The 22,460-nt window shown below is 70.8% G+C and carries 21 protein-coding genes; 7 read left to right on the forward strand and 14 right to left on the reverse strand.

All coding sequences use genetic code 11. The features are described from left to right. Window positions 1-132: 132 nt before the first annotated feature. Window positions 133-2,379, forward strand: a complete 2,247-nt coding sequence (locus AC3WLB_RS12870; protein ID WP_492506539.1) for a cell wall-binding repeat-containing protein — start codon at window positions 133-135, stop codon at window positions 2,377-2,379. Window positions 2,380-2,452: 73 nt separating this feature from the next. Here AC3WLB_RS12870 and nadE read toward each other — a convergent pair whose 3' ends face one another. Then, entirely contained in the window at window positions 2,453-3,271 is an 819-nt protein-coding gene (gene nadE / locus AC3WLB_RS12875) for an NAD(+) synthase (protein WP_492506541.1), read from the reverse strand. A gap of 45 nt (window positions 3,272-3,316) precedes the next feature. Continuing rightward, a complete protein-coding gene (locus AC3WLB_RS12880; protein WP_492506543.1) occupies window positions 3,317-3,832 on the reverse strand; it encodes a TetR/AcrR family transcriptional regulator in 516 nt (171 codons plus the stop codon). Between the two features lie 145 nt (window positions 3,833-3,977). Between AC3WLB_RS12880 and AC3WLB_RS12885 the strand changes: the two genes are divergently transcribed. Further along, window positions 3,978-4,871, forward strand: coding sequence for an aldo/keto reductase (locus AC3WLB_RS12885; protein WP_492506545.1), 894 nt, complete (start codon window positions 3,978-3,980; stop codon window positions 4,869-4,871). A 118-nt stretch (window positions 4,872-4,989) separates the two neighbouring features. Here the strand turns inward: AC3WLB_RS12885 and AC3WLB_RS12890 are convergent, their stop codons facing one another. The 3 genes from AC3WLB_RS12890 to AC3WLB_RS12900 all read right to left on the reverse strand — a co-directional run bounded on the left by AC3WLB_RS12890 (window position 4,990) and on the right by AC3WLB_RS12900 (window position 6,957). Next, entirely contained in the window at window positions 4,990-5,643 is a 654-nt protein-coding gene (locus tag AC3WLB_RS12890) for a nucleotidyl transferase AbiEii/AbiGii toxin family protein (protein ID WP_492506547.1), read from the reverse strand. Then, on the reverse strand, window positions 5,640-5,972 hold the full coding sequence (locus AC3WLB_RS12895; RefSeq protein WP_492506549.1) for a transcriptional regulator: 333 nt from the start codon (window positions 5,970-5,972) through the stop codon (window positions 5,640-5,642). The genes AC3WLB_RS12890 and AC3WLB_RS12895 overlap by 4 nt, the downstream gene beginning before the upstream one ends. A 61-nt stretch (window positions 5,973-6,033) precedes the next feature. Then, entirely contained in the window at window positions 6,034-6,957 is a 924-nt protein-coding gene (locus AC3WLB_RS12900) for a LysR family transcriptional regulator (protein ID WP_492506551.1), read from the reverse strand. A 77-nt stretch (window positions 6,958-7,034) separates the two neighbouring features. Here AC3WLB_RS12900 and AC3WLB_RS12905 point away from each other — a divergent pair, with 77 nt between their 5' ends. After that, window positions 7,035-8,768 carry an FAD-dependent oxidoreductase gene (locus AC3WLB_RS12905; protein ID WP_492506553.1) on the forward strand — a complete coding sequence of 578 codons (1,734 nt, stop codon included), beginning with the start codon at window positions 7,035-7,037 and terminating at the stop codon, window positions 8,766-8,768. Between the two features lie 14 nt (window positions 8,769-8,782). Here AC3WLB_RS12905 and AC3WLB_RS12910 read toward each other — a convergent pair whose 3' ends face one another. Together AC3WLB_RS12910 and AC3WLB_RS12915 are read right to left on the reverse strand one after the other, a co-directional pair. Then, on the reverse strand, window positions 8,783-9,439 hold the full coding sequence (locus AC3WLB_RS12910) for a TMEM175 family protein (RefSeq protein ID WP_492506555.1): 657 nt from the start codon (window positions 9,437-9,439) through the stop codon (window positions 8,783-8,785). 82 nt (window positions 9,440-9,521) lie between these two features. Further along, the gene (locus AC3WLB_RS12915) at window positions 9,522-11,204 is read right to left on the reverse strand and encodes a thiamine pyrophosphate-dependent enzyme (protein ID WP_492506557.1); all 1,683 of its coding nucleotides are present in this window, start codon (window positions 11,202-11,204) and stop codon (window positions 9,522-9,524) included. A gap of 150 nt (window positions 11,205-11,354) precedes the next feature. On the opposite strand from AC3WLB_RS12915, the gene AC3WLB_RS12920 reads away from it, so the two are divergent. Further along, window positions 11,355-12,695: an NAD(P)/FAD-dependent oxidoreductase gene (locus tag AC3WLB_RS12920; protein WP_492506559.1), complete on the forward strand. Its 1,341-nt coding sequence runs from the start codon at window positions 11,355-11,357 to the stop codon at window positions 12,693-12,695. Window positions 12,696-12,713: 18 nt separating this feature from the next. Here the strand turns inward: AC3WLB_RS12920 and AC3WLB_RS12925 are convergent, their stop codons facing one another. The 7 genes from AC3WLB_RS12925 to AC3WLB_RS12955 form a co-directional block, all read right to left on the reverse strand. After that, window positions 12,714-13,277 (reverse strand): TetR/AcrR family transcriptional regulator, encoded by a 564-nt coding sequence (locus AC3WLB_RS12925; protein ID WP_492506560.1) that lies wholly within the window; start codon window positions 13,275-13,277, stop codon window positions 12,714-12,716. Then, a complete protein-coding gene (locus AC3WLB_RS12930; RefSeq protein ID WP_492506562.1) occupies window positions 13,270-14,190 on the reverse strand; it encodes an alpha/beta fold hydrolase in 921 nt (306 codons plus the stop codon). The genes AC3WLB_RS12925 and AC3WLB_RS12930 overlap by 8 nt, the downstream gene beginning before the upstream one ends. A 46-nt stretch (window positions 14,191-14,236) precedes the next feature. Next, window positions 14,237-15,004: an SDR family NAD(P)-dependent oxidoreductase gene (locus AC3WLB_RS12935; RefSeq protein WP_492506564.1), complete on the reverse strand. Its 768-nt coding sequence runs from the start codon at window positions 15,002-15,004 to the stop codon at window positions 14,237-14,239. 26 nt (window positions 15,005-15,030) lie between these two features. Beyond that, entirely contained in the window at window positions 15,031-15,945 is a 915-nt protein-coding gene (locus tag AC3WLB_RS12940) for a LysR family transcriptional regulator (RefSeq protein ID WP_492506566.1), read from the reverse strand. Between the two features lie 64 nt (window positions 15,946-16,009). After that, on the reverse strand, window positions 16,010-16,792 hold the full coding sequence (locus AC3WLB_RS12945) for an SDR family oxidoreductase (RefSeq protein WP_022896447.1): 783 nt from the start codon (window positions 16,790-16,792) through the stop codon (window positions 16,010-16,012). Between the two features lie 44 nt (window positions 16,793-16,836). Continuing rightward, window positions 16,837-17,286 (reverse strand): cupin domain-containing protein, encoded by a 450-nt coding sequence (locus AC3WLB_RS12950; protein WP_492506568.1) that lies wholly within the window; start codon window positions 17,284-17,286, stop codon window positions 16,837-16,839. Window position 17,287: 1 nt separating this feature from the next. After that, window positions 17,288-18,352, reverse strand: a complete 1,065-nt coding sequence (locus AC3WLB_RS12955; protein WP_492506570.1) for a zinc-dependent alcohol dehydrogenase — start codon at window positions 18,350-18,352, stop codon at window positions 17,288-17,290. Window positions 18,353-18,605: 253 nt separating this feature from the next. Here AC3WLB_RS12955 and AC3WLB_RS12960 point away from each other — a divergent pair, with 253 nt between their 5' ends. The 3 genes from AC3WLB_RS12960 to AC3WLB_RS12970 are packed head-to-tail and all read left to right on the forward strand — an operon-like array spanning window position 18,606 to window position 22,454. Further along, the gene (locus tag AC3WLB_RS12960) at window positions 18,606-19,775 is read left to right on the forward strand and encodes a sugar ABC transporter substrate-binding protein (protein WP_492506572.1); all 1,170 of its coding nucleotides are present in this window, start codon (window positions 18,606-18,608) and stop codon (window positions 19,773-19,775) included. Then, a complete protein-coding gene (locus AC3WLB_RS12965) occupies window positions 19,768-21,324 on the forward strand; it encodes a sugar ABC transporter ATP-binding protein (RefSeq protein ID WP_022898793.1) in 1,557 nt (518 codons plus the stop codon). Before AC3WLB_RS12960 ends, AC3WLB_RS12965 begins: the two co-directional genes overlap by 8 nt. Next, complete coding sequence (locus AC3WLB_RS12970) at window positions 21,321-22,454, forward strand: ABC transporter permease (protein WP_492506574.1); 1,134 nt, start codon at window positions 21,321-21,323, stop codon at window positions 22,452-22,454. Before AC3WLB_RS12965 ends, AC3WLB_RS12970 begins: the two co-directional genes overlap by 4 nt. Window positions 22,455-22,460: the final 6 nt, after the last annotated feature.

Consider the following 22,460-nt stretch of genomic DNA (forward strand, 5'->3'; position numbering starts at 1 on the left):
GCTGTGACGCAGGGGCTCTGAACCGCTCCGAAAGTTAATTAGGTATGCCTTACCTAGTTAAGGATAGGCTTGCCTAAATTGACCGACTCGCGTGCTGCGCAGCGGCGCGCCCGTATTCGACTCGGAGTCTTCGTGAACCAACCCCGCAGCAGCAGGCGCTCCGGCGCCCTGGCGGCCGGCGTCACCGCCGCGCTCGCCCTTTCCGCGCTGGCCGCCGCGCCCGCATCCGCCGCCCCGGCACCGGCCGCAGCGCCCGCCGAGACCTCCACCGGCACGAGCATCTCCGGTGCCGTGTTCGCCTGGGGGCTGAGCGACGAGACCGGCAGCAAGGCCTTCGGCCCCGGCTACAACTTGCTGAGCGCCGGAAAGGTCGCGAAGACGGATGCCGGCGACCTCCTCACCCAGGGCGAGTGGCTCGCCAGCGCGGGCAACACCACGATCCAGAAGAAGCAGGCCGACGGCAGCTACGCCACCGCCACCTGGGCCGGGCTCTCGACCGACACCGCCGGCGCGGCCCTCACCGTCGGCGGCGCTTCGAGCGGCAACCGCGTCGCGATCGGCTCCGGCACCGGCACCGTGGATGCGACCGCCGACGACGCCGACATCACCTGGACCGGCGACTTCACGGTCGCGTTCTACAGCGGGCTGACGCAGTTCTCGGTCAGCAACCCGCACCTGGTGCTCGACGGCGGCGCCGGTTCGGTCACCGCGACCCTGAGCGGCTACGGCACCGACATGGACGATTCGACGAAATTCATCGTGCTGCCAGACACCCAGGACACCCTGGCCACCCTGTCCGGCGTCGACGTGGAGGCTGCCGGCTTCTCGGTCGACCCCGATTACCTGGGCGTCGCGGTCACGGTTCCTGCCGGCGCCACGCCGCAACTGACGACCGGCGACCACTGGGGCTCCTTCCCGCAGAGCTTCGTCGACTTCCAGGGCCTCACGGGCCAGTCGTCCTACTGGTACTCCAGCGGCGGGTCGGCGGATGCGGGCAAGGTCGCACTGCCGGTCGACGTCACGATCCCGGATGCGCCCACGGTCACCGTCTCCACGACCACGGGCCTGAACCCGGAGGGTGACACCGTCACCGTGACCGGAACCGGATTCCTGCCGAACCCCCCGGCCACCACCGGGACCCGCCCGCCACTCGCCGGCAAGTTCACCGGCGTCTACGTCGCGTTCGGCACCTTCCTCGACACCTGGAAGGCCTCCGAAGGCGCGACCAGCGCCGCTCGTAAGACAGCGTCGGTCAAGTGGGTGATGAACGCCGACGACGTCAACTCCGTCGGCGGAGCCGCGGCGGGCGCGGTCGCGATCGGCCCCGACGGCTCGTTCAGCATCGACTTCACCGTGCAGAAGGGCTTCACCGGCGCCCTGGCCGACGGCAACTACGGCATCTACACCTACCCGGCCGGTGGCGCGACCTACACTCCCTTCGAGACCTACACGCCCCTCAGCTTCGAGCTCCCCGACGCCACCCGCATCGAGGGCGCCGACCGCTACGACGTCGCCGTGCAGATCGCGCAGACCTCGCATCCTGAATCCGCCGACACCGTGTACATCGCCAACGGCGCCGTCTTCTCCGACGCCCTGAGCGCCGCGCCCGCCGCTGCGAGCGAGAACGCACCACTGCTGCTCACTCCCGCCGATCGGCTGCTGCCGGCCGTCGCCGACGAGATCGAGCGGCTCGCCCCGAAGAAGATCGTGGTCACCGGCGGACCGAACTCCGTCTCCCCCGCCGTGTTCGACAGCCTCACGGCGCTGGCCTCCGACGACGCCGTGCGCATCGGCGGCGCCGACCGCTTCGAGGTGTCGCGCAACGTGATCGACTACGCGTTCGGCGAGTCGGGAGCCACCGTCGCCTACGTCGCCACCGGCTCGAACTTCCCTGACGCGCTCTCCGCGAGCGCGGCCGGCGGATCGTTCGGCGCCCCGGTGCTGCTGGTGAACGGCGGCGCGGCCGAAGCGGATGCCGCCACCAAAGCCACGCTCACCGACCTCGGCGTGACGAAGCTGAAGATCGCGGGCGGCCCCGCCTCGGTCTCTCCCGGCATCGAGTCGTCGCTCGGGTCGGTCGCTCCGGTGACCCGCCTGTCGGGCGCCGACCGCTTCGAGGCCTCGATCGCCATCAACCACGACGCGTTCACGCACGCCCAGGACGTCTTCATCGCGACTGGGCTGAACTTCCCCGACGCGCTGGCGGGCGCCGCCCTGGCCGCCTCGTCGACCGCTCCGCTGTACGTGGTGCCGAGCACCTGTCTTCCGCAGGCAGCCCTGGCCGACATCGCCGCGCTCAACCCCGACCGGGTCACCCTGCTGGGCGGCCCGGACTCGCTGAGCCCCGCGGTGCAGCAGCTCACCGCCTGCGCGCCGTAGCACCCATCAGCGCGAACGGCCCTTCCTACACGGGAAGGGCCGTTCGTCGTTCAGGGAAGCGAGCGGATGCCCGTCACCACCAGGTGTCGAAGGGCGTCGCCGGGGTGTGCCGCTTGTGCTGGGTGGCGAGGTACCGCTGCTCGATGGCTTCGGCGACCTCGTCGGACACGTCGCGCCCCTCGAGGAAGTCGTCGATGTCGGCGTAGGTCAGGCCGAGGTTCGCCTCGTCGGTCTGGCCCGGATTGTGGTCGAGCAGGTCGGCCGTCGGCGCCTTCTCGTAGAGTCGGGCGGGCGCCCCGAGGTGCTGGAGCAGTGCCTTGCCCTGGCGCTTCGTGAGGCCGGTGAGCGGCGTGATGTCGACACCGCCGTCGCCGTACTTCGTGAAGAACCCGGTCACCGCCTCGGCGGCGTGGTCGGTGCCCACCACCAGCAACCCGCGTTCGCCGGCGATCGCGTACTGGGCGACCATGCGCATCCGGGCTTTCGCATTGCCCTTGACGAAGTCGGAGAGGTCGGTGCCGGTCGCCTCGCGGTAGTCCTGGGTCACGCCGTCGACGCCGTTCTGGATGTTCACCACCAGGCCGGGGTCGGCGTCGATGAAGCGCAGGGCGAGCTGCGCATCCTCTTCGTCGGCCTGCACCCGGTAGGGCATGCGAACCGTCACGAACTCGACCGGGCGGCCCTCCTCGGCCAGGCGCAGCTGCGCGAGGCGGCAGAGGCGCCCGGTGAGCGTGGAGTCCTGCCCGCCGCTGACGGCGAGCACGAAGCCGTTGGCACCGGTCTTGGTGAGGTAGTCGACGAGAAAGCCGACACGTCGCTCGATCTGCGCGGCGGGGTCGATGTCGGGTTCGACATCGAGGTCATCGATGATGCTCTGCTGAAGTGGACGCATGCCTCTATTCTCGTCGCATCGGCGCGCATCCGATCGCACGCGGGCTCAGCGGGCGCGGAGGCCGTCGACGAGGAGGTCGAGCAGCCGCGACACCTGCTCGCGACTCGTCGCCGCGAAGAACACGCCGACCAGGGCGGCGGCGGCGTCATCCCCCGTGATGTCGGCCCGCAGCAGCCCCTGTTCGGCACCGGCGCCGAGGAAGCGCTCGAGCACCTCGCGCACGCGTTCCCGGGTGTGCGGGGCCGCGACCGTGCCCGAGGCCCAGCCCGCGCGGAGGGTGTCGAGCATGCCGCGTTTGGTGGCGAAGAAGCGGGCGTAGTCGTCGAGCCACATCCGCAGGCCGGTGTCGGCCGCGTGCCCGGCAAGGAGCTCGTCGGCCGCCGCAATCGCCTCGTCGAGCTCGGCGGCGTAGACGGCCTCGACGAGGGCCTCGCGGGTCGGGAAGTTCCGGTAGAGCGTGCCGATGCCCACTCCGGCGGCGCGTGCGATGGCCTCGAGCGCGGGCGCCGAGCCGGAGTCCGCACCGGCCTCGGCGTACGCCGCGCGGGCGGCGTCGAGCACGCGCTCACGATTGCGGCGCGCGTCGGCGCGAGTGCTCGCCGCGGTGCGTGGTGGTGTGGACGTCAAAACGGAGGCACCTCCATTTCGTGCTAGTCTGCGAATACGGAGGTTCCTCCGTTTCATCAGTCTAGCGAAAGGAACGATCATGTCGGCGAATGGAGAAGGGCGCGCGGCAGGAGGCCTCGGGGCGCTCGGCGACGTGATGGTCTCGCGCGTCGGCTACGGCGCCATGCAACTCGAGCACCTGCGGCAGGACCCGGCCGCCGCGATCGCGCTGCTCGGCGAGGTGGCCGCATCCGGAGTCACGCACATCGACACGGCTCAGTTCTACGGCGACGGCTTCGCCAACGAGATGCTGCGACGCGCGGCCGATGCTCTCGAGGGGGTCACTGTGGTGACGAAGATCGGCGCCGACTCGAACCCGGGCGGCGACGTGCCGCTGCAGCTCGCCCAACGACCCGAGGAGTTGCGGCGCAGCATCGACGACAACCGGCGCGCGCTCGGCGTCGAACGGCTCGACGTGGTGAATCTGCGCCGAGCGGATGCGGGGCCGGGCATCCAGGCATCCGGTGACCAGATCGTGCCGATCGACGACCAGCTCGCGCTCCTCACCGAACTGCGCGACGAGGGCGTCATCGGCGCCATCGGGCTGAGCGCCGTCGACCTCGAGGGACTCCGCGCGGCACTACCGGCCGGCATCGTCTGCGTGCAGAACTCCTACAGCCTGTTGCAGCGCGACTTCGAGGACGTGCTGCAGCTGTGCGAGGCCGAGTCCGTCGCGTGGGTGCCGTTCTTCCCGCTCGGCAGCGGCTTCCCCGGCTTCCCCAAGGTCGGCGAGCATCCGGTGGTGCGGCAGTGGGCGGATGCGCTCGGCGCGACCCCCGCGCAGGTCGGCCTCGCCTGGCTGCTGCAGCACTCCCCCGCGACACTCCTCATCCCGGGCACGTCGAGCACCGAGCACCTCCGCGAGAACGCGGCCGCCGGCGACCTGGTGCTGCCCCCGGAGGCGATGGCCGCCCTCGACGCGGCGGCCGCCTGACCGCGCGGCGGGGCCGATGCCTGTTGCCGCCTGACCGCCGTTGCCCCGCCCCGCCGCCGACTGATCGTCCGACCGCCACCGCCGAGGCCCGCTGCCAGCCCACGCGTGGTCACGCCGCTCATACGTCGGCGCGCAACTCCGCCGCCCACCGCGCGAACCGCTCCTTGATCCCCGCCACCTGCGCCGCATCCACCCCGTACTCCGCGAAACGCCGCAGTTCGATGCGTTCGATCAGGTCGAGCTGCCGGGCGAACATCGCCTCTTCGAAGCCCGGATCCCGCTCCCGCGCGGCGCGGATCAGGTCCGCGTCAGTGAGCCGTCCGGATGCCCGAATGGCATCCACGTCGATGTAGTCGCGAGCTTCCGTGCGCGAATAGAGCGCGCTCACCTTATTTCCCACGGCGTCTTCGATGCTAAGCACGGGGCCCACGGCGAGGGTCACAGGGTCGTGTTCGCGCCAGTCGACGGCAAGGTCCATTTCGACGGTTCGACCATCGGCGGCCATGGTGTGCAGCTGCGCGAACCGGACGGACCGCCTGACCACGTCGACGGTGAACCCTGCTCGCCGGAGCTCAGCCATCAGATGGTCCACTGCGCCCTCGAATGCCGCAGCATCGAGATTGTTGGTGAAGAGATCGACGTCATGGGTGAGCCGATCGACCATGCCGTGTTCACGAATCGCTCCGGACCCGGCGAGGGCGAAGCCCCGACCGCTGAGAGCGGCGAGCGCACGCGAGGTCAGCTCGCGCTGCAGCTGCTCATCGCTATTCACGCGGCGTCCGACAACTCCGGGAAGCGGCTCTGCCAGAGATCGCGCACCCGGACGGGCAACAGCAGTTCTGGCCAGAGTTCGACCAGCAGTTCGCGGTTCAGGAGCGCCACCTGATCGGCAACGCGACCCTCGCGAAGCGCCGCCTGGTATGCCTTCACCGCGTCGCTGCGAATGTCGAGGTCGACCACCGACCACGGTCCCCAGTAGACATTCGCCGGCAACGTCATGCGCCCTTGCCGCGGACCGCGGAGGTCGTCGAGTCGAACAGGCACGTCATACGGCTTGATGTCGCGATAGAACACACGACCGCTCCGCGCCAGGTCCGCCATGCTGTGATTCTACCGATCAGGCCCGAGAAGCCGTGGGGGCAGATTCGGAAGAGACCACGGGTCAGGCGGGGCGCATGGTGGGGGCGGAGCGGGCGGCGAAGGCGGCTGCGGTCGCCGTGACGGTGCGCTGCATCACGGCGACCGCGGGGGTGGGCGCGACGTCGGCGGGGCGTGCGAGGCTGATGGCGCGGGTGAGGGTCGGCTGCGTCAGCCGCACCGAGCGGAGGCCCGGCCGGTCGATCAGCACCATCGCCGGCACGATCGCCACGCCGAGTCCGCGCTCGACGAACCGCAGCACCGCATCCATCTCCGCCCCCTCGAGCACCACCTCAGGCGCGAGACCAGCTGCGGCGAAGGCGGCGTCGGTGGCGCCGCGCAGGTCGTAGCTGCGGCTGAACACGATCTGCGGCAGCCGGGCGACCTCCACCAGCGCGATACTGCGCCGCCGGGTGACCGCGGGCGCGGCGGCCGCCGAGATGAGCACGAGTTCCTCGACGAGCAGCGGGCTCACCACGAAACGATCGGCGGCGGCCTCGCCCGTCGTGGTGATGAGGGCCAGGTCGAGCTCGCCGCCCGCCAGTTCGTCGAGCAGCCGGCGCGACCCGTGCTCCGACAGGTGCAACTCGATGCCCGGATGCGCGGCATGGAACGCGCTCAGCACCTCCGTCACGAGACTGATGCAGAGCGTCGGCGTCGCACCCAGGCGCACCCGGCCACGCTTCAGACCGGCGAGTTCGGCGAGCTCGCGGCGCACCGAGTCGGCGTCGGCGAGCATCCGCTTCGCCAGGGGCAGAAGTGATTCGCCCGCGGTCGTGAGCGTGCTGCCGCCGCGCGCGCGGTGGAAGAGTTCGGCACCCAGATCGCGCTCGAGCGCCGCGATCTGGCGGCTCAGCGAGGGCTGCGCGAGATGAAGGGTCTCGGCGGCGCTCGTGAAGTTGCCCACGCGAGCGACTTCGACGAAGCTCTGCAGCTGTTCGAGATTCATGTCGATAGCCTATGCGCATCGTGACGAGCAGATAAATGCATTGGAGTAATGGCATCCGCGAATCTAGCGTGGACGACATGACCCCCTCAGAACGACAGATCTCCACCACCGTGCTCGTCATCGGCACGGGGGGCTCGGGCCTCCGCGCCGCCATCGAGCTCGCCGAAGCGGGCGTCGACGTGCTCGCGGTCGGCAAGCGGCCGAAAGCGGATGCTCACACTTCCCTCGCCGCCGGTGGCATCAACGCCGCCCTCGCCACGATGGACCCCGACGACAGCTGGCAGCAGCACGCCGCCGACACCCTCAAGGAGTCGTACCTCCTGGCCAACCCCCACACCGTCCAGATCGTCACCGAGGGTGCCGAGCGGGGCATCCGCGACCTCGAGCGCTACGGCATGCCGTTCGCCCGCGAGGACGACGGGCGCATCTCGCAGCGCTTCTTCGGCGCGCACACCTACCGCCGCACGGCGTTCGCGGGCGACTACACGGGGCTCGAGATCCAGCGCACCCTCATCAACCGGGCCGTGCAGCTCGAGGTGCCGATCCTCGACACGGTGTACGTCACGCGCATCCTGGTGAACGACGACGGCGCGGTATTCGGCGCCTACGGCTTCGACCTCGACGACGGCACGCGCTACCTCATCCACGCGGATGCCGTCATCCTCGCCGCCGGCGGCCACAACCGCATCTGGCGGCGCACCTCGAGCCGGCGCGACGAGAACACCGGCGACTCGTTCCGGCTCGCGGTCGAGGCGGGCGGACGCCTCCGCGACCCGGAGCTCGTGCAGTTCCACCCGAGCGGCATCATCGAGCCCGAGAACGCCGCCGGCACCCTCATCTCGGAGGCGGCACGCGGCGAGGGCGGCATCCTCACCAACTCCCTCGGCGAGCGCTTCATGGCCCGGTACGACCCCGAGCGGATGGAGCTCTCCACCCGCGACCGCGTGGCGCTGGCCTGCTACACCGAGATCAAGGAGGGCCGCGGCACGCCGAACGGCGGCGTGTGGCTGGATGTCTCGCACCTGCCGCGCGAGACCATCTTGACGCGGCTCCCCCGCGTCTACCAGACCATGCTCGAACTGCAGATGCTCGACATCACGAAGCAGCCGATCGAGATCGCACCGACCGCGCACTACTCGATGGGCGGCGTCTGGGTGCGGCCGGAGGACCACGGCACCGACGTGCCCGGCCTCTACGCGATCGGCGAGGCGTCGAGCGGGCTGCACGGCGCGAACCGGCTGGGCGGCAACTCGCTGATCGAGCTCCTCGTGTTCGGGCGCATCGTCGGGCAGGCCGCGGCCGCGTACTCGGCAGCACTGCCGGCGCAGAAGCGTTCGGCGGCCGCGGTCGCGGTGGCGCGCGACGAGATCGCGGCGCTGCTCGCGACCGACGGTTCCGAGAACGTGCGCGCGCTGCAGCGCGCCATCCGCAACACCATGACCGAGCACGCCGGCGTGGTGCGCGACGAGGCGGGCCTCCGCCAGGGCCTCGCCGAGCTCGACGCGATCGAGGCGCGGATCGCGGAGGTGGGCATCCATCCCGACATCGCCGGGTTCCAGGATCTCGCGCACGCCTTCGACCTCAAGTCGGCCGCCCTGGCGGCCCGCGCCACGCTGCTCGCCGCCCTCGAACGGCGCGAGACCCGCGGCTGCCACAACCGCAGCGACTACCCCTCGCTCGACCCGGAGCTGCAGGTGAACCTGGTGTGGAGCCCCGCGACCGGGGTGACCCGCGAGGCGATCCCGCCCGTCCCCGACGAGATCGCCGCCCTCATGCGCGAGGTCTCGACGGTCGGCAAGCTCCAGGAGTAGCTCCGCGCACCCGCTCAGGGGCGGCGCGGGCGGGGGCGGGGGCGACTGATGCCCGGGATGCGGTCCGCGATCGGGTTCAGGATGAAGGCCACGAACGCCCAGGGCCCGAGCCACGGCGAGAGCGCGACCGTGATGACCGACGCGACCACCGCGACGGCCGCCCCGTTGCGCGACGAACGGATGCCCGCCTCCGACAACCCCGCGGTCAGGTGCCGCCCCGGCCGGGTGGCGTAGTGCCACTCGATCAGGCCGATCAGTGTGACGAACAAGAAGTTGAGCGGCAGCAGCAGGCGGCCGGCCAACAACTCGGGGTAGTTGCTCGACAGGCTCGTCGTGAACGGGATGAGCACGATGCCGAGCAGCCGCAGCGTGTTGAGCGTAGTGATGGTGCGCGACACTCGCTCGATGTGCTCGAACTCCCACACGTGCACCGCCCAGAGCATGCCGAGCAGCAGGAAGCTGATGACGAAGCTCACGAACGCGTGCGACTGGCCGAGCAGTGCGTTCCACAGGTCGGCGTCGACCGAGATGGCGGGCCCGAGCTTGTTCACGCTGAGGTCGAGCACGAGCAGCGTGGCCGCGATGGCGAACACCCCGTCGGTGAACGCTTCGAGCCGCCGCGTCGAGACGTATTCGAGCTCGTCGTTCTCGCCGTGGGCATCCGGGCTCATACCCGCATCGTAGAGCGGATGCCCGCGACGGGCGACATCTGTGAGCCTGCTCGCGCGTCGCTCCGCGGATGCGCGGCCGCGCTCAGTAGGCCTGGCGGCGCTGCTCCACCACCACGTGCAGCAGCGCGAGCTGCCCGGCGCGGGTCGCCGCGAGCGCCTCGGCGACGGCGGGCGCGACCTGGTGCTCGCGGTCGACGCGGCGGCCGAAACCGCCGAAGGACTGCGCCATGAGCGCGAAGTCGGGGTTCACCAGCTGGGTGCCCGCGATGCGGCCGGGGTGGTGCCGCTCCTGGTGGGTGCGGATGGTGCCGTACTCCTGGTTGTCCATCACGATCACGAGCGGCGCCAAGCCGTACTGGCGGGCGGTGGCCAGCTCGAAACCGTTCATCATGAACTCGCCGTCACCCGCGATGGTGACGATCTGGCGGCCCGGGAAGTGCAGGCCGGCCGTGACGGCGGCCGGCACCGAGTAGCCCATGGAGCCGTTGCCCGAGCTCAGCATCGACGGGAAGGTGCGAGTGGGGAAGTAGCGGTGCGCCCAGTTGGTGTGCTCGCCGGCGCCGAAGGTGACCAGCGCATCCGGTTCGAGCTGGGGCACCAGGGCGGCCATCACCGAGTCCATGGTGGCGGCACCTCGACCGGCGCCCGGGGTGGGGAGCCGGGCGAAGTCGGTCTGCTGGCCCCGCATCTTGGCGGTCCAGGCGGCCCAGTCAGGGCGGGGGGCGACGTCGAGGCCCACCAGGTCGCGCACGAACCCGCGGGGCTTCGCCACGATCTGGTACGACACGGCGCCCGAGCGGCCGCGCAGTGAGGGGTCGATGGAGACGAGCACGTTGGTGCGGCTCCAGTCCTGCCGGGCGAGGAATCCGTTGGTCAGCACGTCGCCGGGGAGGGTGCCCACGAACACGAGCAGGTCGGTCTCCTCGAGCAGATCATAGGTGGGGCGAGGGCGGCCGTAGCCGATCGGCCCGACGTAGCTCGGGGAGTCGAAGCCCACGACACCCTGTGTGCGCCACTCGGCGGCGGCGGCGATGCCGGTGCGTTCGAGCCAGCGGGTGAGCGCGGCGGCGCTCTCGGTGTCCCAGTCGTTGCCGCCCGTCACGAACAGCGGCTTGCTCGACGCGGCGAGCGCGTCGCGCAGCAGCCCCGCATCCGCTCCCGTCATCCCGCCGAGCGCGCGGGGAATGGGCGGATGCGCGACCACCGGCACCGACTGCCGCAGCACGTCTTCGGGCACCCCGACCACGACGGGCCCCGGGCGGCCCGAGCTCGCGGCGAAGATCGCCTCCGAGACGATCTCGGCGGCACGTTCGGCCGAGTCGAGGATGAGCACGCGCTTCGCGCCCGAGTTGAACCAGGCGCGGATGTCGAACTCCTGGAACGCCTCGCGGTCGCGGTGGTTGAGCGGGATGAGCCCGACGAAGAGCACGAGCGGCGTCGAATCCTGCCATGCGGTGTGCACTCCCACGTGCGCGTTCGCAGCGCCCGGGCCCCGGGTGACCATGGCGATGCCGGGCAGCTCGCCGAGCTTGCCCTCGGCCTCGGCCATGTACGTGGCACCGCCCTCGTGCCGGCACACGATGGTGTCGATCGACGAGTCGTGCAGCCCGTCGAGGATCTCGAGGTAGCTCTCGCCGGGCACCACGTAGGCGCGCGGGATGCCGTGCTCCTCGAGGGCACGCACGATGGCGTGGCCGGCGGTCTCGGTCGCGGACTCGCGGGTGAGCAGGGTGGTTGCGCTGGGGTCAGGTTCGAAGTACGACATCGAAACCCACTTTGCGGCAAGAATGGCAGGCCTGACGACGGCCAATGCCGGAAAGATCGGCGTTTCTTGCCGCGAGCAGAAATTGCCTGCCGTCGCCTCACAGAAGTGCACCCCGCGTCGTCCTGATGAGTGACAAGCAAGGAGGTCATCATGCGCACGATCCTCATCGTCGGCGGCGGATACGCCGGCTTCTACACCGCCTGGCGACTGGAGAAGAAGCTCCGGCGCGGCGAGGCGGAGGTGATCCTCGTCGATCCGCGGTCGTACATGACCTATCAGCCCTTCCTGCCGGAGGTGACGGCGGGCTCCGTCGAGGCACGCCACGTCGCGGTCTCACTACGGCGGCACCTGCGTCGCACGAGGGTGGTCGCGGGGAGCGTGGTGCAGATCCGGCACGCCGAGAAGACCGCGATCATCCGCCCGCTCGAAGGCGACGACTACGCCCAGGGGTACGACGTCGTGGTGGTGACGGCGGGCGCGGTCACCCGCACCTTCCCGATTCCCGGCGTCGCCGAGGAGGCCATCGGCCTGAAGCAGGTGGAGGAGGCGGTCGCGGTACGCGATCAGTTGCTCACGGCCTTCGAGCGGGCCTCCACCCTCCCGCCCGGGCCGGAGCGTCGGCGATTGCTCACCGTGACCGTCGTGGGCGGCGGCTTCACCGGCGTGGAGGTGTTCGGCGAGCTGCTGTCGCTCGCCACCGCCCTGCTGAAGCGCTACCCGATGCTGAGCTTCGGCGAACTCGGCTTCCATCTCGTGGAGGCGACGGATCGCATCCTCCCCGAGGTCACCGACGCACCCGGCCGTTGGGTGGTCGACCACCTGCGAGGGCGCGGCGCCCACGTGCACCTCGGCACACGCCTCACGTCGGCGGCCGGCGGGCACATCGTGCTCTCCTCAGGCGAGGAGTACGACACCGAGGTGCTCATCTGGGCGGCGGGCAACGCCGCGAACCCGGTGGTCGCGAAGCACACCGATCTGCCGGTCGATGACCGGGGGCTGCTGATCGTGCGCCCCGACCTCCGCGTGGGGACGGCGTCGTCACCGGTGGCCGATGCCTGGGCCGCCGGCGACAACGCGGCCGTGCCCGATCTGGCAGCGGGCGGACTGGGAGCGCGCACTGTGCCGAATGCGCAGCACGCCGTGCGCCAGGGCAGACGGCTGGCCGCGAACCTCGTGTCGACCCTCCGCGGTGGCCGCACGCGCGACTACGTGCACCACAGCCTGGGCGTGGTGGCGACACTGGGCCTCGGTCGGGGCATCTTCCAGTACCGCGGGCTCGTCATCACCGGTTTCGTCGGCTGGCTGATGCACCGCGGATATCACGTGCTCGCCGTGCCGACGTGGGAACGCAAGGTGCGGGTGGCGCTGGTATGGCTGAGCGCGCTGTTCTTCGGTCGCGACATCGTGACCCTCGAGTCGGTGCAGACGCCGCGCGAAGCCTTCACCTCGGGCGGCGCGCCACGCCCGTCGATCCCCGTCGGCCGCCGCTGACCCGCCTGCTCGGCACGCTCAGTACGCGGGGAGGGAGCGGATGTAGGCGGCGAGCAGGCGGTCGAAGCTGCGGTCGACGTCGGCGGGCAGGCCGAAGCCGCCGGCGGTTTCGAGGGCCACGAAGCCGTGCAGCACGGCGCGGAGCCCGCGCGTAGCATCGACCGCGTCGTCGCCCGCCAGGCCGAAGCCGGCCAGCACGTCGAAGATCACCGCCACCGCACCCTCCGCGGCCTGGACCTCGCTCGGGGTGGCGGTCACCGACGGCGCCGCGACGGTGGCGGCGTAGCGGCCCGGATGCTCGCGCGCCCAGTCGCGCAGGGCGTGCGCCAGCGCCGAGACCGCGTCGGGGCCGGCCCTGCCGACCGTCGCCCGCACCATCACCTCGGTGAGCTCGCGGGTGGCCCGCCCCCCCACGGTCGCCCGCAGTCCGCCGAGCGAGTCGATGTGCTTGTAGAGACTCGGCAGCTTGATGCCGAGCCGCGCCGCCACCGCCGCGAGGGTGACCGACTCGAGCCCGACCTCGTCGGCGAGCTGCTCGGCCTGCTCGGCCACCCGCTCGGCGGTGACGCCGGCCCTAGGCACGCTCGCCGCCCGCCGCGGGCCCCGCGGCCGGACCGGTCGCCGGGCCGCTCGCCGGCGCGAATGCGCCGTCCGCCCCGAGCGGCAGCCGCGCCACGAAGTCCAGCACAGCCGGGGTCACGAGCTCCGGGCGCTGCGCGTGGGGGTAGTGACCCGCATCCGGAACCAGCAGCACCTCGGCGCCGCCCCGGCCCGACCCGGCGAGTCGAGCGGCGATCCAGCGCGCCTCTGCCGCAGGGTCACGGAAGTCGGGGTCGCCCTCGCCCATCACCACGAGCGCGGGTGCGACGACGTCGGCCAGCCGCTGCTCCGACTCGGCGTGACTCGTGCGCGTGGTGCGCGAGAAGGCGGCCGCGCGGCCGGGCCTGCGGAGGGCGTCGCGCACGGCGGAGCGGTACTCCGCGAAGTCGGCCGGCTTCTGCCCGGCGTAGAGGCTCGGCAGGTACGCGTTCCACATCGCGGCCGCCCACGGCCGGGCCATCAGCACGCGGAACAGCCCGGCCAGCAACGGGTTCATCGGCGGGTTGCGCACGAACGGGCCGGTGAGCACGAGCCCGGCCACGAGATCGGGCCGTCGCGCCGCGACGAGTACGGCGGAACCCGCGCTCATCGAGTTGCCGACGACGACCGCGGGGCCGCCGAGTTCTTCGATGAGGGCGATGAGGTCGTCGGCCGTCTCGGAGTCGCCGTAGCCGGAGAAGGTCGCGTCGCTGTCGCCGTGCCCGCGGAGTTCGGCCTCGGCGACCCGGAACCCGGCCGTCACGAGCTGCGGTGCGAGCGCACGGAAGCTGGAGCGGAGCTCGCCCATGCCGGGCGAGGTGACGACGAGCGGCCCGGTGCCGGCGAGCCCGTAGGCGAGCCGCCCCTCACCGCGGTCGAGGAGGTGCAGTGTGGTGGTGTGGTCGGTGGCGTTCATAAAAGCTACTATAGCTAGCTTTAAAGCTAGTTGCAATAGCCTGGCGTCACTGAGCCGTGTAACCACCATCCACCTGGAGGTTCGCTCCGGTGACGAAGGAGGCGTCGTCGCTCAGCAGGAAGCACATCGCCGCCGCGATCTCGCCGGGCTCGGCCAGCCGCCCGATCGGATGCGCGCCCTCGAGCGTGGCCCGCGCCGATCCCGGGTCGGACTGCCCGGAGAGGTACGCCTCGAGCACGGGCGTCATGACCGATCCGGGCCCGACACTGTTGCAGCGGATGCCCGCATGCGAGAAGTCCACCGCGATCTGCTTCGTCAGGAGCGCCACCGCCCCCTTCGACGCACAGTACGCGGCCTGCTCCGGCAGACCCACCTGCGCCGAGATCGACCCGGTGTTGACGATGCTGCCGCCACCGCCGGCCTCGAGGAAGTGCGCGACGGCGTACTTGCTGCCGAGGAAGACGCCACGCGCGTTCACCGCCATGGTGCGGTCCCACTCCTCGACGCTCGTGTCGACGACCGACTTCGCCACGAGCATCCCGGCGTTGTTGACGATGCCGTGCACGCGGCCCCACTCCGCGACCACCGCGTCGAACACCGCACGGATGTCGGCCTCGGCCGAGACGTCGGCCCGCAGGGCGACGGCAGAGCCGCCGGCCTCACCGATGGCGGCCGCGGTGCGCGTCGCCGCCGCGAGGTCGAGGTCGACGCAGGCCACCCGCGCGCCGCGCTCCGCGGCGAGCTGGGCGGCGGCGGCACCGATACCCGATCCGGCGCCGGTGATGATGATGTTCTTCGACTGCAAGGTCGACATGCTGTTTCCTTCGATGCGGGGCCGCCTCAGAGCCGGAAGGCGTCGCTGAGGTCGGCCGATGAGGTCGGGCGGGGTGCGGCGGGCGACGCCCGGAGCTCCTCGATGAAACTGCGCGCCAGGGTCGACATGCCCGAGCGCGCGTAGACCGTGAGCTCGCGGAGGATGGGGCGCACCGCCGAGCGGATGACGAGATCGCGATCGGTGTCGATGGCGTTCGCCGGGATGAGCGCCGGCCCGAGACCGGCCGCCGCGAGGCGCGCCGCCGTTGTCACCTGACTGGTGCGGGCGGCGACCTTCGGGGTGAAGCCGGCGTGCGCGCACACCCGGTTCACGATCTCGGTGAGGCCGTGGTCGGGCGCGAAGAGCACCCAGGAGCGCTCGGCGAGATCGGCGGGATCGATGCGCTCCCGCCCACCCAGCGGATCGCTCGAGGGCAGCACGAAGACGAACTCCTCGAGGCCGAGGCTCACGAGGCTTCCCGTGTCGTGCTTCGGCGCCGGGCCGATGGCCAGATCGACGTCGCCGGCCGCCAGTGCCTCCTCGAGGGCATCCGCGTGCAGGAACTCGCTGAGGTGCAGCGCGACGTTCGGATGCGTCGCGTGCCAGGCCCCCGCCGCATCCGGGATCAGCCGCACCGCGAGCGAGGTCACCGTGCCGAGCCGCAGCTCGCCCTGGAAGCCCGACGACACGGCGCGCACCGTGGCCTTCGCGCGGCCGACCGCGGCGAGCACCCGCCGGCTCTCGGCGAGGAACGCCCGCCCCTCCGTGGTGAGCTGCAGCCCCCGCGGCATCCGCTCGAACAGCTTGCAGCCGAGCTCCTCCTCGAGGGTGCTGATCTGGTGCGAGAGCGAGGGCTGCGCGATGAAGACCGTCGCGGCGGCCTTCGTGAGCGAGCCCGCTTCGGCCACGGCCACGAAGTACTCCAGCTGTCTCAGTCTCACGGGGCGCTCCTCATCGAGATCGCGGCGGTCACGTCACCCCCAATCTAGGCGGGACGCGGTTCCGTCAGGCGGCGACGTAGCTCCCGCCGTTCACGGTGTACTCGGCGCCCGTGACCTGCCGGCTGATGTCGGAGGCGAGGTAGACGATCGCCGCGGCGACGTCTTCGGGCGCCCCGATGTGCCCCACCGGGAGCTTCCGGACCTCCTTCGCGAAGTGCACGATCGCCGCCTCCTTGTCGAGCCCGTACTCGTTGGCGAGGCTCTCGGCGAAGCCGCCCGGCTTGTCCCACGACGCGGTGCGGGTGGGGCCGGGCGACACCACGTTGCTGCGGATGCCCGCCGCCCCGTACTCGTTGGCCAGCGACTTCGAGAGGTTCAGCACCATCGCCTTCGTCACCGAGTAGTCGATGAAGAACACGTCGGGCTGCCGGCCGCACTCGCTGGCCACCGAGACGATCGACCCGGAACGCTTGTCGAGCATGTGCGGCAGCACGAGCTGGGTCAGCCGCACCATCGAGAGGAAGTTGATGTCGATGGTGCGCTGCCAGTCGTCGATCGTGGTGGAGAGGAAGCCGTCGCGGTAGGGGAAGACGCCCACGTTGTTGACGAGGATGTCGACGGTGCCGTAGGCCTCGATCGCCGCGTCGACGAGCGCCCGCGTGCCCTCGTCGGTGGACAGGTCGGCCTCGACCGCGACGACGCCGTCGAGCTTCGCGAGCGGAGACACGTCGAGGTCTCCGCCGACGACGTAGGCGCCCTCGTTGCGCAGCAGCCGCGCCGTCTGGTAGCCGATGCCGAGCGCCGCGCCGCTGACGACGGCGACTTTGCCGGTGAGATGCAGATCCATGGTTTGTCCTTCGTTGCTGATTCAGATGGGTGACGACGCGGGGGTCAGAGTTCGAGCGGCGCGTTGGCGCTGTCGAGGAACTCGACGGTCGAGAACACGAGTTCACTCTCGCCGATGTTCTGCAGGTCGTGCAGCAGGTATTCACCCGCGGCGAAGGTGTAGTGGCGGGTCTCGCCCGCTTCGTAGCTCACCTCGCGCGTGGTGCCGTCGAAGGTGTGCTGGCGGCTGTGGCCCGCGTTCACGGCGGTCCAGAAGTAGTCGAGCACGTGCCGGTGGGCGTGCACCCGTTCGCCGGGCGCGAGACGGATCTCCCAGACCCGCACGCGGTCGGATTCGCTGAGCAGCCGCGTGCCCACCTCGCCGCTCGTGGCGTTCGCCTCGAAATCGGCCTTGAGCTCGTCGCTCCAGCCCGCGAAGTCGGTGCCGACCAATTCGCCGGCCAGCGGCAGGGCGGTGAGGTACTTGGGCGTGGTCGCCGTTGTCGCCGCGTTCATTTCACTTGTCTCCTTGGATCGATGATGTGGTTGAGGTCGATGATGTGGTTGACGAGAAGAGGATCTTGCAGGTCTCGGGGTCGGTGGACAGGTCGTCCATCGCGGCCGGCGCATCCGCCCAGTCGCGCACCGAGGTGACCAGCGCCCGGGTCGACAGCCGGCCGTCGGCCAGCAGCGACAGACCGGTGGCCATCGCCCAACGGGAGGCGAAGCCGCCCCGCACGTCGAGCTCCTTGCTCGCGACGGCGTTGGTGTCGATCGCCACCGGTTCGCCGCCGCCGAGACCGGCGAGCACGAGACGGGAGCCCGGGGCAGCGAGGTCGACCGCCTGGGCGATCGCCCGCGGCGACCCGGTGACCTCGACGATCACGTCGAAGCCGAGACCGCGGGTGAGTTCGTCGACGACCCCGGGCAGATCTTCGGCGGTCGGGTCGACGGTCACGTCGGCACCGGCGGCCCGGGCCCGGTCGCGACGGGAGTCGAGCGGTTCGGACACGACGATCAGTCCTGCGCCCGCCCCTTTCGCGACGGCGGCGCAGAGCACGCCGATCGGCCCGGCGCCGAGCACCAGAATGCTCTCACCCGCCGAGAGGCCGCCGCGGTGCAGCACGAAGTTGACCGCGCAGGCGAGGGGTTCGGCGAGCGCCGCGTCGAGGCTGCTCACGGCATCCGGCAGCGGCGTCACCCGGCCGGCGGGCACGGCGACGTAATCCGCCCAGCAGCCGTCCCGCGTGATGCCGAGGTGCTCCCAGCGGTAGCAGAGGTTGGGGCGGCCACGCAGGCATTGCCGGCAGCTACCGCACGGGAGCAGCGGTTCCACTGCCACCCGCGCGCCGACCGCGACATCCGTGCCGTTGGCATCGACGACCGTGCCCACGAACTCGTGGCCGAGCACCAGCGGGAGCTCGTCGCCGGCGAGCATCGCGCCCTGCCGGAAGACGTGCACATCCGTTCCGCAGACGCCCGAGTAGTCCGGCGCGAGCACGATCTCGCCGACTCGGGGGGTGGCGTCGGCGACCGTTTCTCGGGCGCCTCGACCGACCTCGGTCATCACGAATGCCTGCACGGATGCCATCTCCTTCGATGTGGTTCGCGCCGGGTGGCGCCTTTCCAACCTCGCCGCAGCGGGCGCCGCGCACAAATATCGAAAAGGGCATCCGGGTATAGTCACCGGCTATGCCTCGACGGATGTAGCCATAGTTTTCTTCGATGGGTGCGTGCGATTTTCGGTAGTCGTGGTGCGCCGGAGCGACGGGTAGACAGGTGGCACCCCACGAAGCAGTGGGCCGGGCAGAGCTGCCCGTAGCGCTGGGAGAATCATGAACGACTCGAACCCCGAATCCACGCCGGCCGCCCCGGCCGGTGGCAGTCCGTCCCACGGCGATCCGTCCCTCATCAACGACGCGGCGCACCAGGCCCGCTACGCGGAGGCCACCGCCGAGGCGCGCGAGATGATCAACGCCCACAAGGGCGTCGACCGCCGCCAGCTGATCAAACGCGTCGGCCTCGGCGCCGTCGCCGTCGCCGTGGGCGGCGGCTTCCTCGCCAACTACAGCCCGGAGAGCCCGGCGGATGTCGCGAACGCCCTCGACGGCGCCGGCAAGGGCCTCAAGATGCTCGGCACCAACGGCGCGCTCACCGTCTCCTGGTACTCGCAGGGGCGCGACACCATGCAGCACTGGTGCGACATCTTCGGTGTCGACCTCACCTGGATCGACGGTCAGGGCGACGGCAACAAGCAGCGCGCGTCGCTCGACTCCGCCGCCAACAAGACCTGGGACATCGCCGGCGTCACCGCCTCGACCGCGGGCACCATCGTCGAGCCGGTGAACAAGATCGCCGCGAGCGGCACCGGGGTGTTCGAGATGACCTCCAACATCGGCGGCCCCGACGACAAGGTCGACGTGCTCACCTCCATCCAGCAGAGCTCCTACGACATGGGCTACCAGGTCGCGAAGATCCTGTTCGACAAGGCGGGCGGCTCCGGAACGGTCATCAACACGCGCGGGGTGCCGGGCGGCTCCGACGAGGCCGGGCGCTACGACGGCTTCCACGCCGCCCTCGCCGAGTACCCGAACATGCAACTGCTCACCGAGGACTTCGCGCGCTGGGACCGCGCCCGCAGCCAGGAGCTCTGGCAGAGCTATCTCAACCGCTACCCCGACATCACGGTCGCGTACTGCCAGAACGACGACATGGCGTTCGGGGCGCTCACCGCCATCGAGGCCGCAGGTCGGTCGGGCATCCTGATCGGCGGAGCCGACGGCATGCCGGATGCGGTCGACGCCGTCATCGCGGGCAAGATCGTGTCGACCGCCCGGCACTCGTCGGCGCAGATCCACTCCCTCCCGGTCATCCTCGGGGTGGCCTGGAAGCTCGGCGCCATCCCGGAGTTCCCGAAGCTCGTGCCCGTCGTCGCGCCGGTGGTCACCACCGACAACGCCGACGCGGTGAAGTTCATGCAGTCGACGGGCGTGCTCTATGCCTGAGTCGACGGCCACGGCGCCGGTGCTCGACGCGCCGGCCACCGCGCCCACCGAGACCACCGGCGCGGCGCCGGTGCTCGAGCTCCGCGGCATCAGCAAGCGCTTCGCCGCCATCTCCGCCCTGTCGGGAGTGAACCTCACGGTCGGCCGCGGCGAGGTGCACGCCCTCTTCGGCCACAACGGCGCCGGCAAGTCCACGCTCATCAAGACCCTCGCGGGTGCGGAGACGCCCGACGACGGACAGGTGCTCGTGAACGGTGTGCGCATCGACGTCTCGAATCCGCGCGGGGCGCTGGATGCGGGCATCCGCGTCGTCTATCAGGAGCTCTCGCTCTTCGGCAGCCTGACCGTGGCCGAGAACCTCGTGGGCAGCCGCAGCGCCTCGACCTTCGTCGACCGCGCCGGCATGATGCGGGTGGCGAAGGAGCACCTGGCCACCATGGGGCTCGAGATCGACCCGGCCACCACGGTCGAGCAGCTGCCGCTCGGCGAGCAGCAGATGATCGAGATCGGCCGGGCCCTGTTCTCGGGCGGGCGCATCATCGTGCTCGACGAGCCCACGAGCGCGCTGAGCCCCGGGGAGACCCGGCTGCTGTTCCGGTTGGTGGGCGAGATGGCGCGGCAGGGCATCACCTTCATCTTGATCAGCCACTTCCTCGACGAGATCCTCGAGAACGCCGACCGGGTGACCGTCATGCGCTCGGGTACCGTGCTGAGCACGCTCGATGTGGCGTCGACCACGGCACCCGAACTCATCGCGCTCGCGCTGGGCGAGGACTCGGGCGTCCTGGCCGGCACGTACTCGGATGTCGCGAGCGAGCTGCCCGAGCCCAAGGCCGGGCCGGTGGTGCTGGCGGCCCGTGACCTCAGCGTGGGATCGGCCGTCTCGCACGTCAGTTTCGATCTGGCGCAGGGCGAGATCCTCGCCATCTACGGCGAGCTCGGCTGCGGCAACGAGACGGTGGGTGAGGCGGTGTTCGGGCTCAGCCATCCGACGCACGGCGAGCTCACCGTGCTCGGGCACCGGCTCGCACGGCAGTCGCCCGACGAACTGCGGCGCATCGGGGTCGGGTACATCCCCGCCGACCGTCGCGCGGCGCTCGCGCTCGAGCAGCCGATCTACCGCAACATGACGCTCGCCGCGCTGCGGTTCGTGAGCCCGGCCGTGCTCCGGCCGGGGAAGGAGAAGTCGCTCGCGTCGGGGCTCATCGCGCGCCTCGGCATCCGCGGCGCCACCCCGGCGCTGCCCGTCGGCAACCTCTCCGGCGGCAATCAGCAGAAGGCGCTGATCGCCCGCTGGCTGATCGAGCTGCCGAAGGTGCTCGTGCTCGGCGAGCCCACCAGGGGCATGGATGTCGGCGCCAAGAGCGACGTGCTGCGCACCATCGAGTCCATCCGCGAGCAGGGCGTCTCCGTGCTGCTCATCACGAGCGAGCCCGAGACCGCGCTCGCCACCGCCGATCGCATCATCACGATGAGCCGCGGCGCCATCACCCACCAATTCGCGGGGGCCTCCGTCACCGCGCGAGACCTCGTGGAGGCAGTGTCATGACCACCCGGATCGTCATCCCGCAACGCCGCCAGAGCACCACGCTCTGGCTGGCCTCGAACGCCCGGCTCATCGGGCCCCTGTTCGCCCTCGTGCTCCTCGTCGCCATCTTCACCGCGCTCGCGCCGGGCAGCTTCCCGACCGGGGCGAACGTCACAAACATCCTGTCGCAGGTCTCGGTGCTCGCCGTGATGGCGGTGGGGCTCACCTTCGTGCTGCTGCTCGGGCAGATCGACCTCTCGGTGGCGAACGTCTCCTCGTTCGCGGGCGTGACCTGCGCCACCTTCTTCTCGGGCAACGCCTTCGGCCTGTTCCTGTTCGGCGAGGGCAAGTTCACGCCCGAGGTGACCTGGATCGCCATCCTCGGGCCGGTGCTGCTCGGCATCCTCCTCGGCTGGGGCTCGAGCCTCATGATCAACTACGCCGGCATCCCGAGCTTCGTCGCCACCCTCGCGGTGTTCGAGATCGCGAGCGGCTGGGCGCTGTACTGGAGCCAGGGCAACACGCTCTACGACATCCCGCCGTTCGTCAGCTGGCTCGGCTCCGGCGTGCTCGGGCCGGTGCCCGTGATCGCGCTGGTCGCCGCCGTCATCATGCTGATCGGCCACTTCGTGCTCCAGCGCACCCGCTTCGGCCGGCAGGTCTACATGACCGGCGCGAACAGGCGAGCCGCCGAGCTCAGCGGCGTTCCGGTGAAACGGGTCATGCGCAACGTGCTGATGATCTCCGGCGGCCTCGCGGCGTTCGCCGGGGTGCTCAACGTGGGCCGGCTCGGGTCGGCGCAGGCCGAGCTCGGCAACGACCTGCTGCTGCCCGCGATCGCGGCCGTGGTGCTCGGCGGCACGAGCCTGTTCGGCGGGGTCGGCGGCATGGGGCACACCATGCTCGGTGTGCTGATCTACGGCGTGCTCGACAACGGCCTCGACCAGCTCGACATCGACATCTTCCTGAAGCCGTTCATCCGCGGGCTCTTCCTCATCCTCGCCCTCGTGCTGAACGTGCTGGCCATGGGGGTGGCGGCGCGGTCGAGCCAGGCGCGCATCACCCAGATCAATGCGGATGTCGCGGCGCAGCCGGATACGTCGTCGCCGGGTGATGGCGCGCCCCGCGACCGGGAGCTGGTGACCAAGTGAGGGCCG

It is taken from the genome of Herbiconiux sp. FW305-C-125, assembly GCF_058783455.1.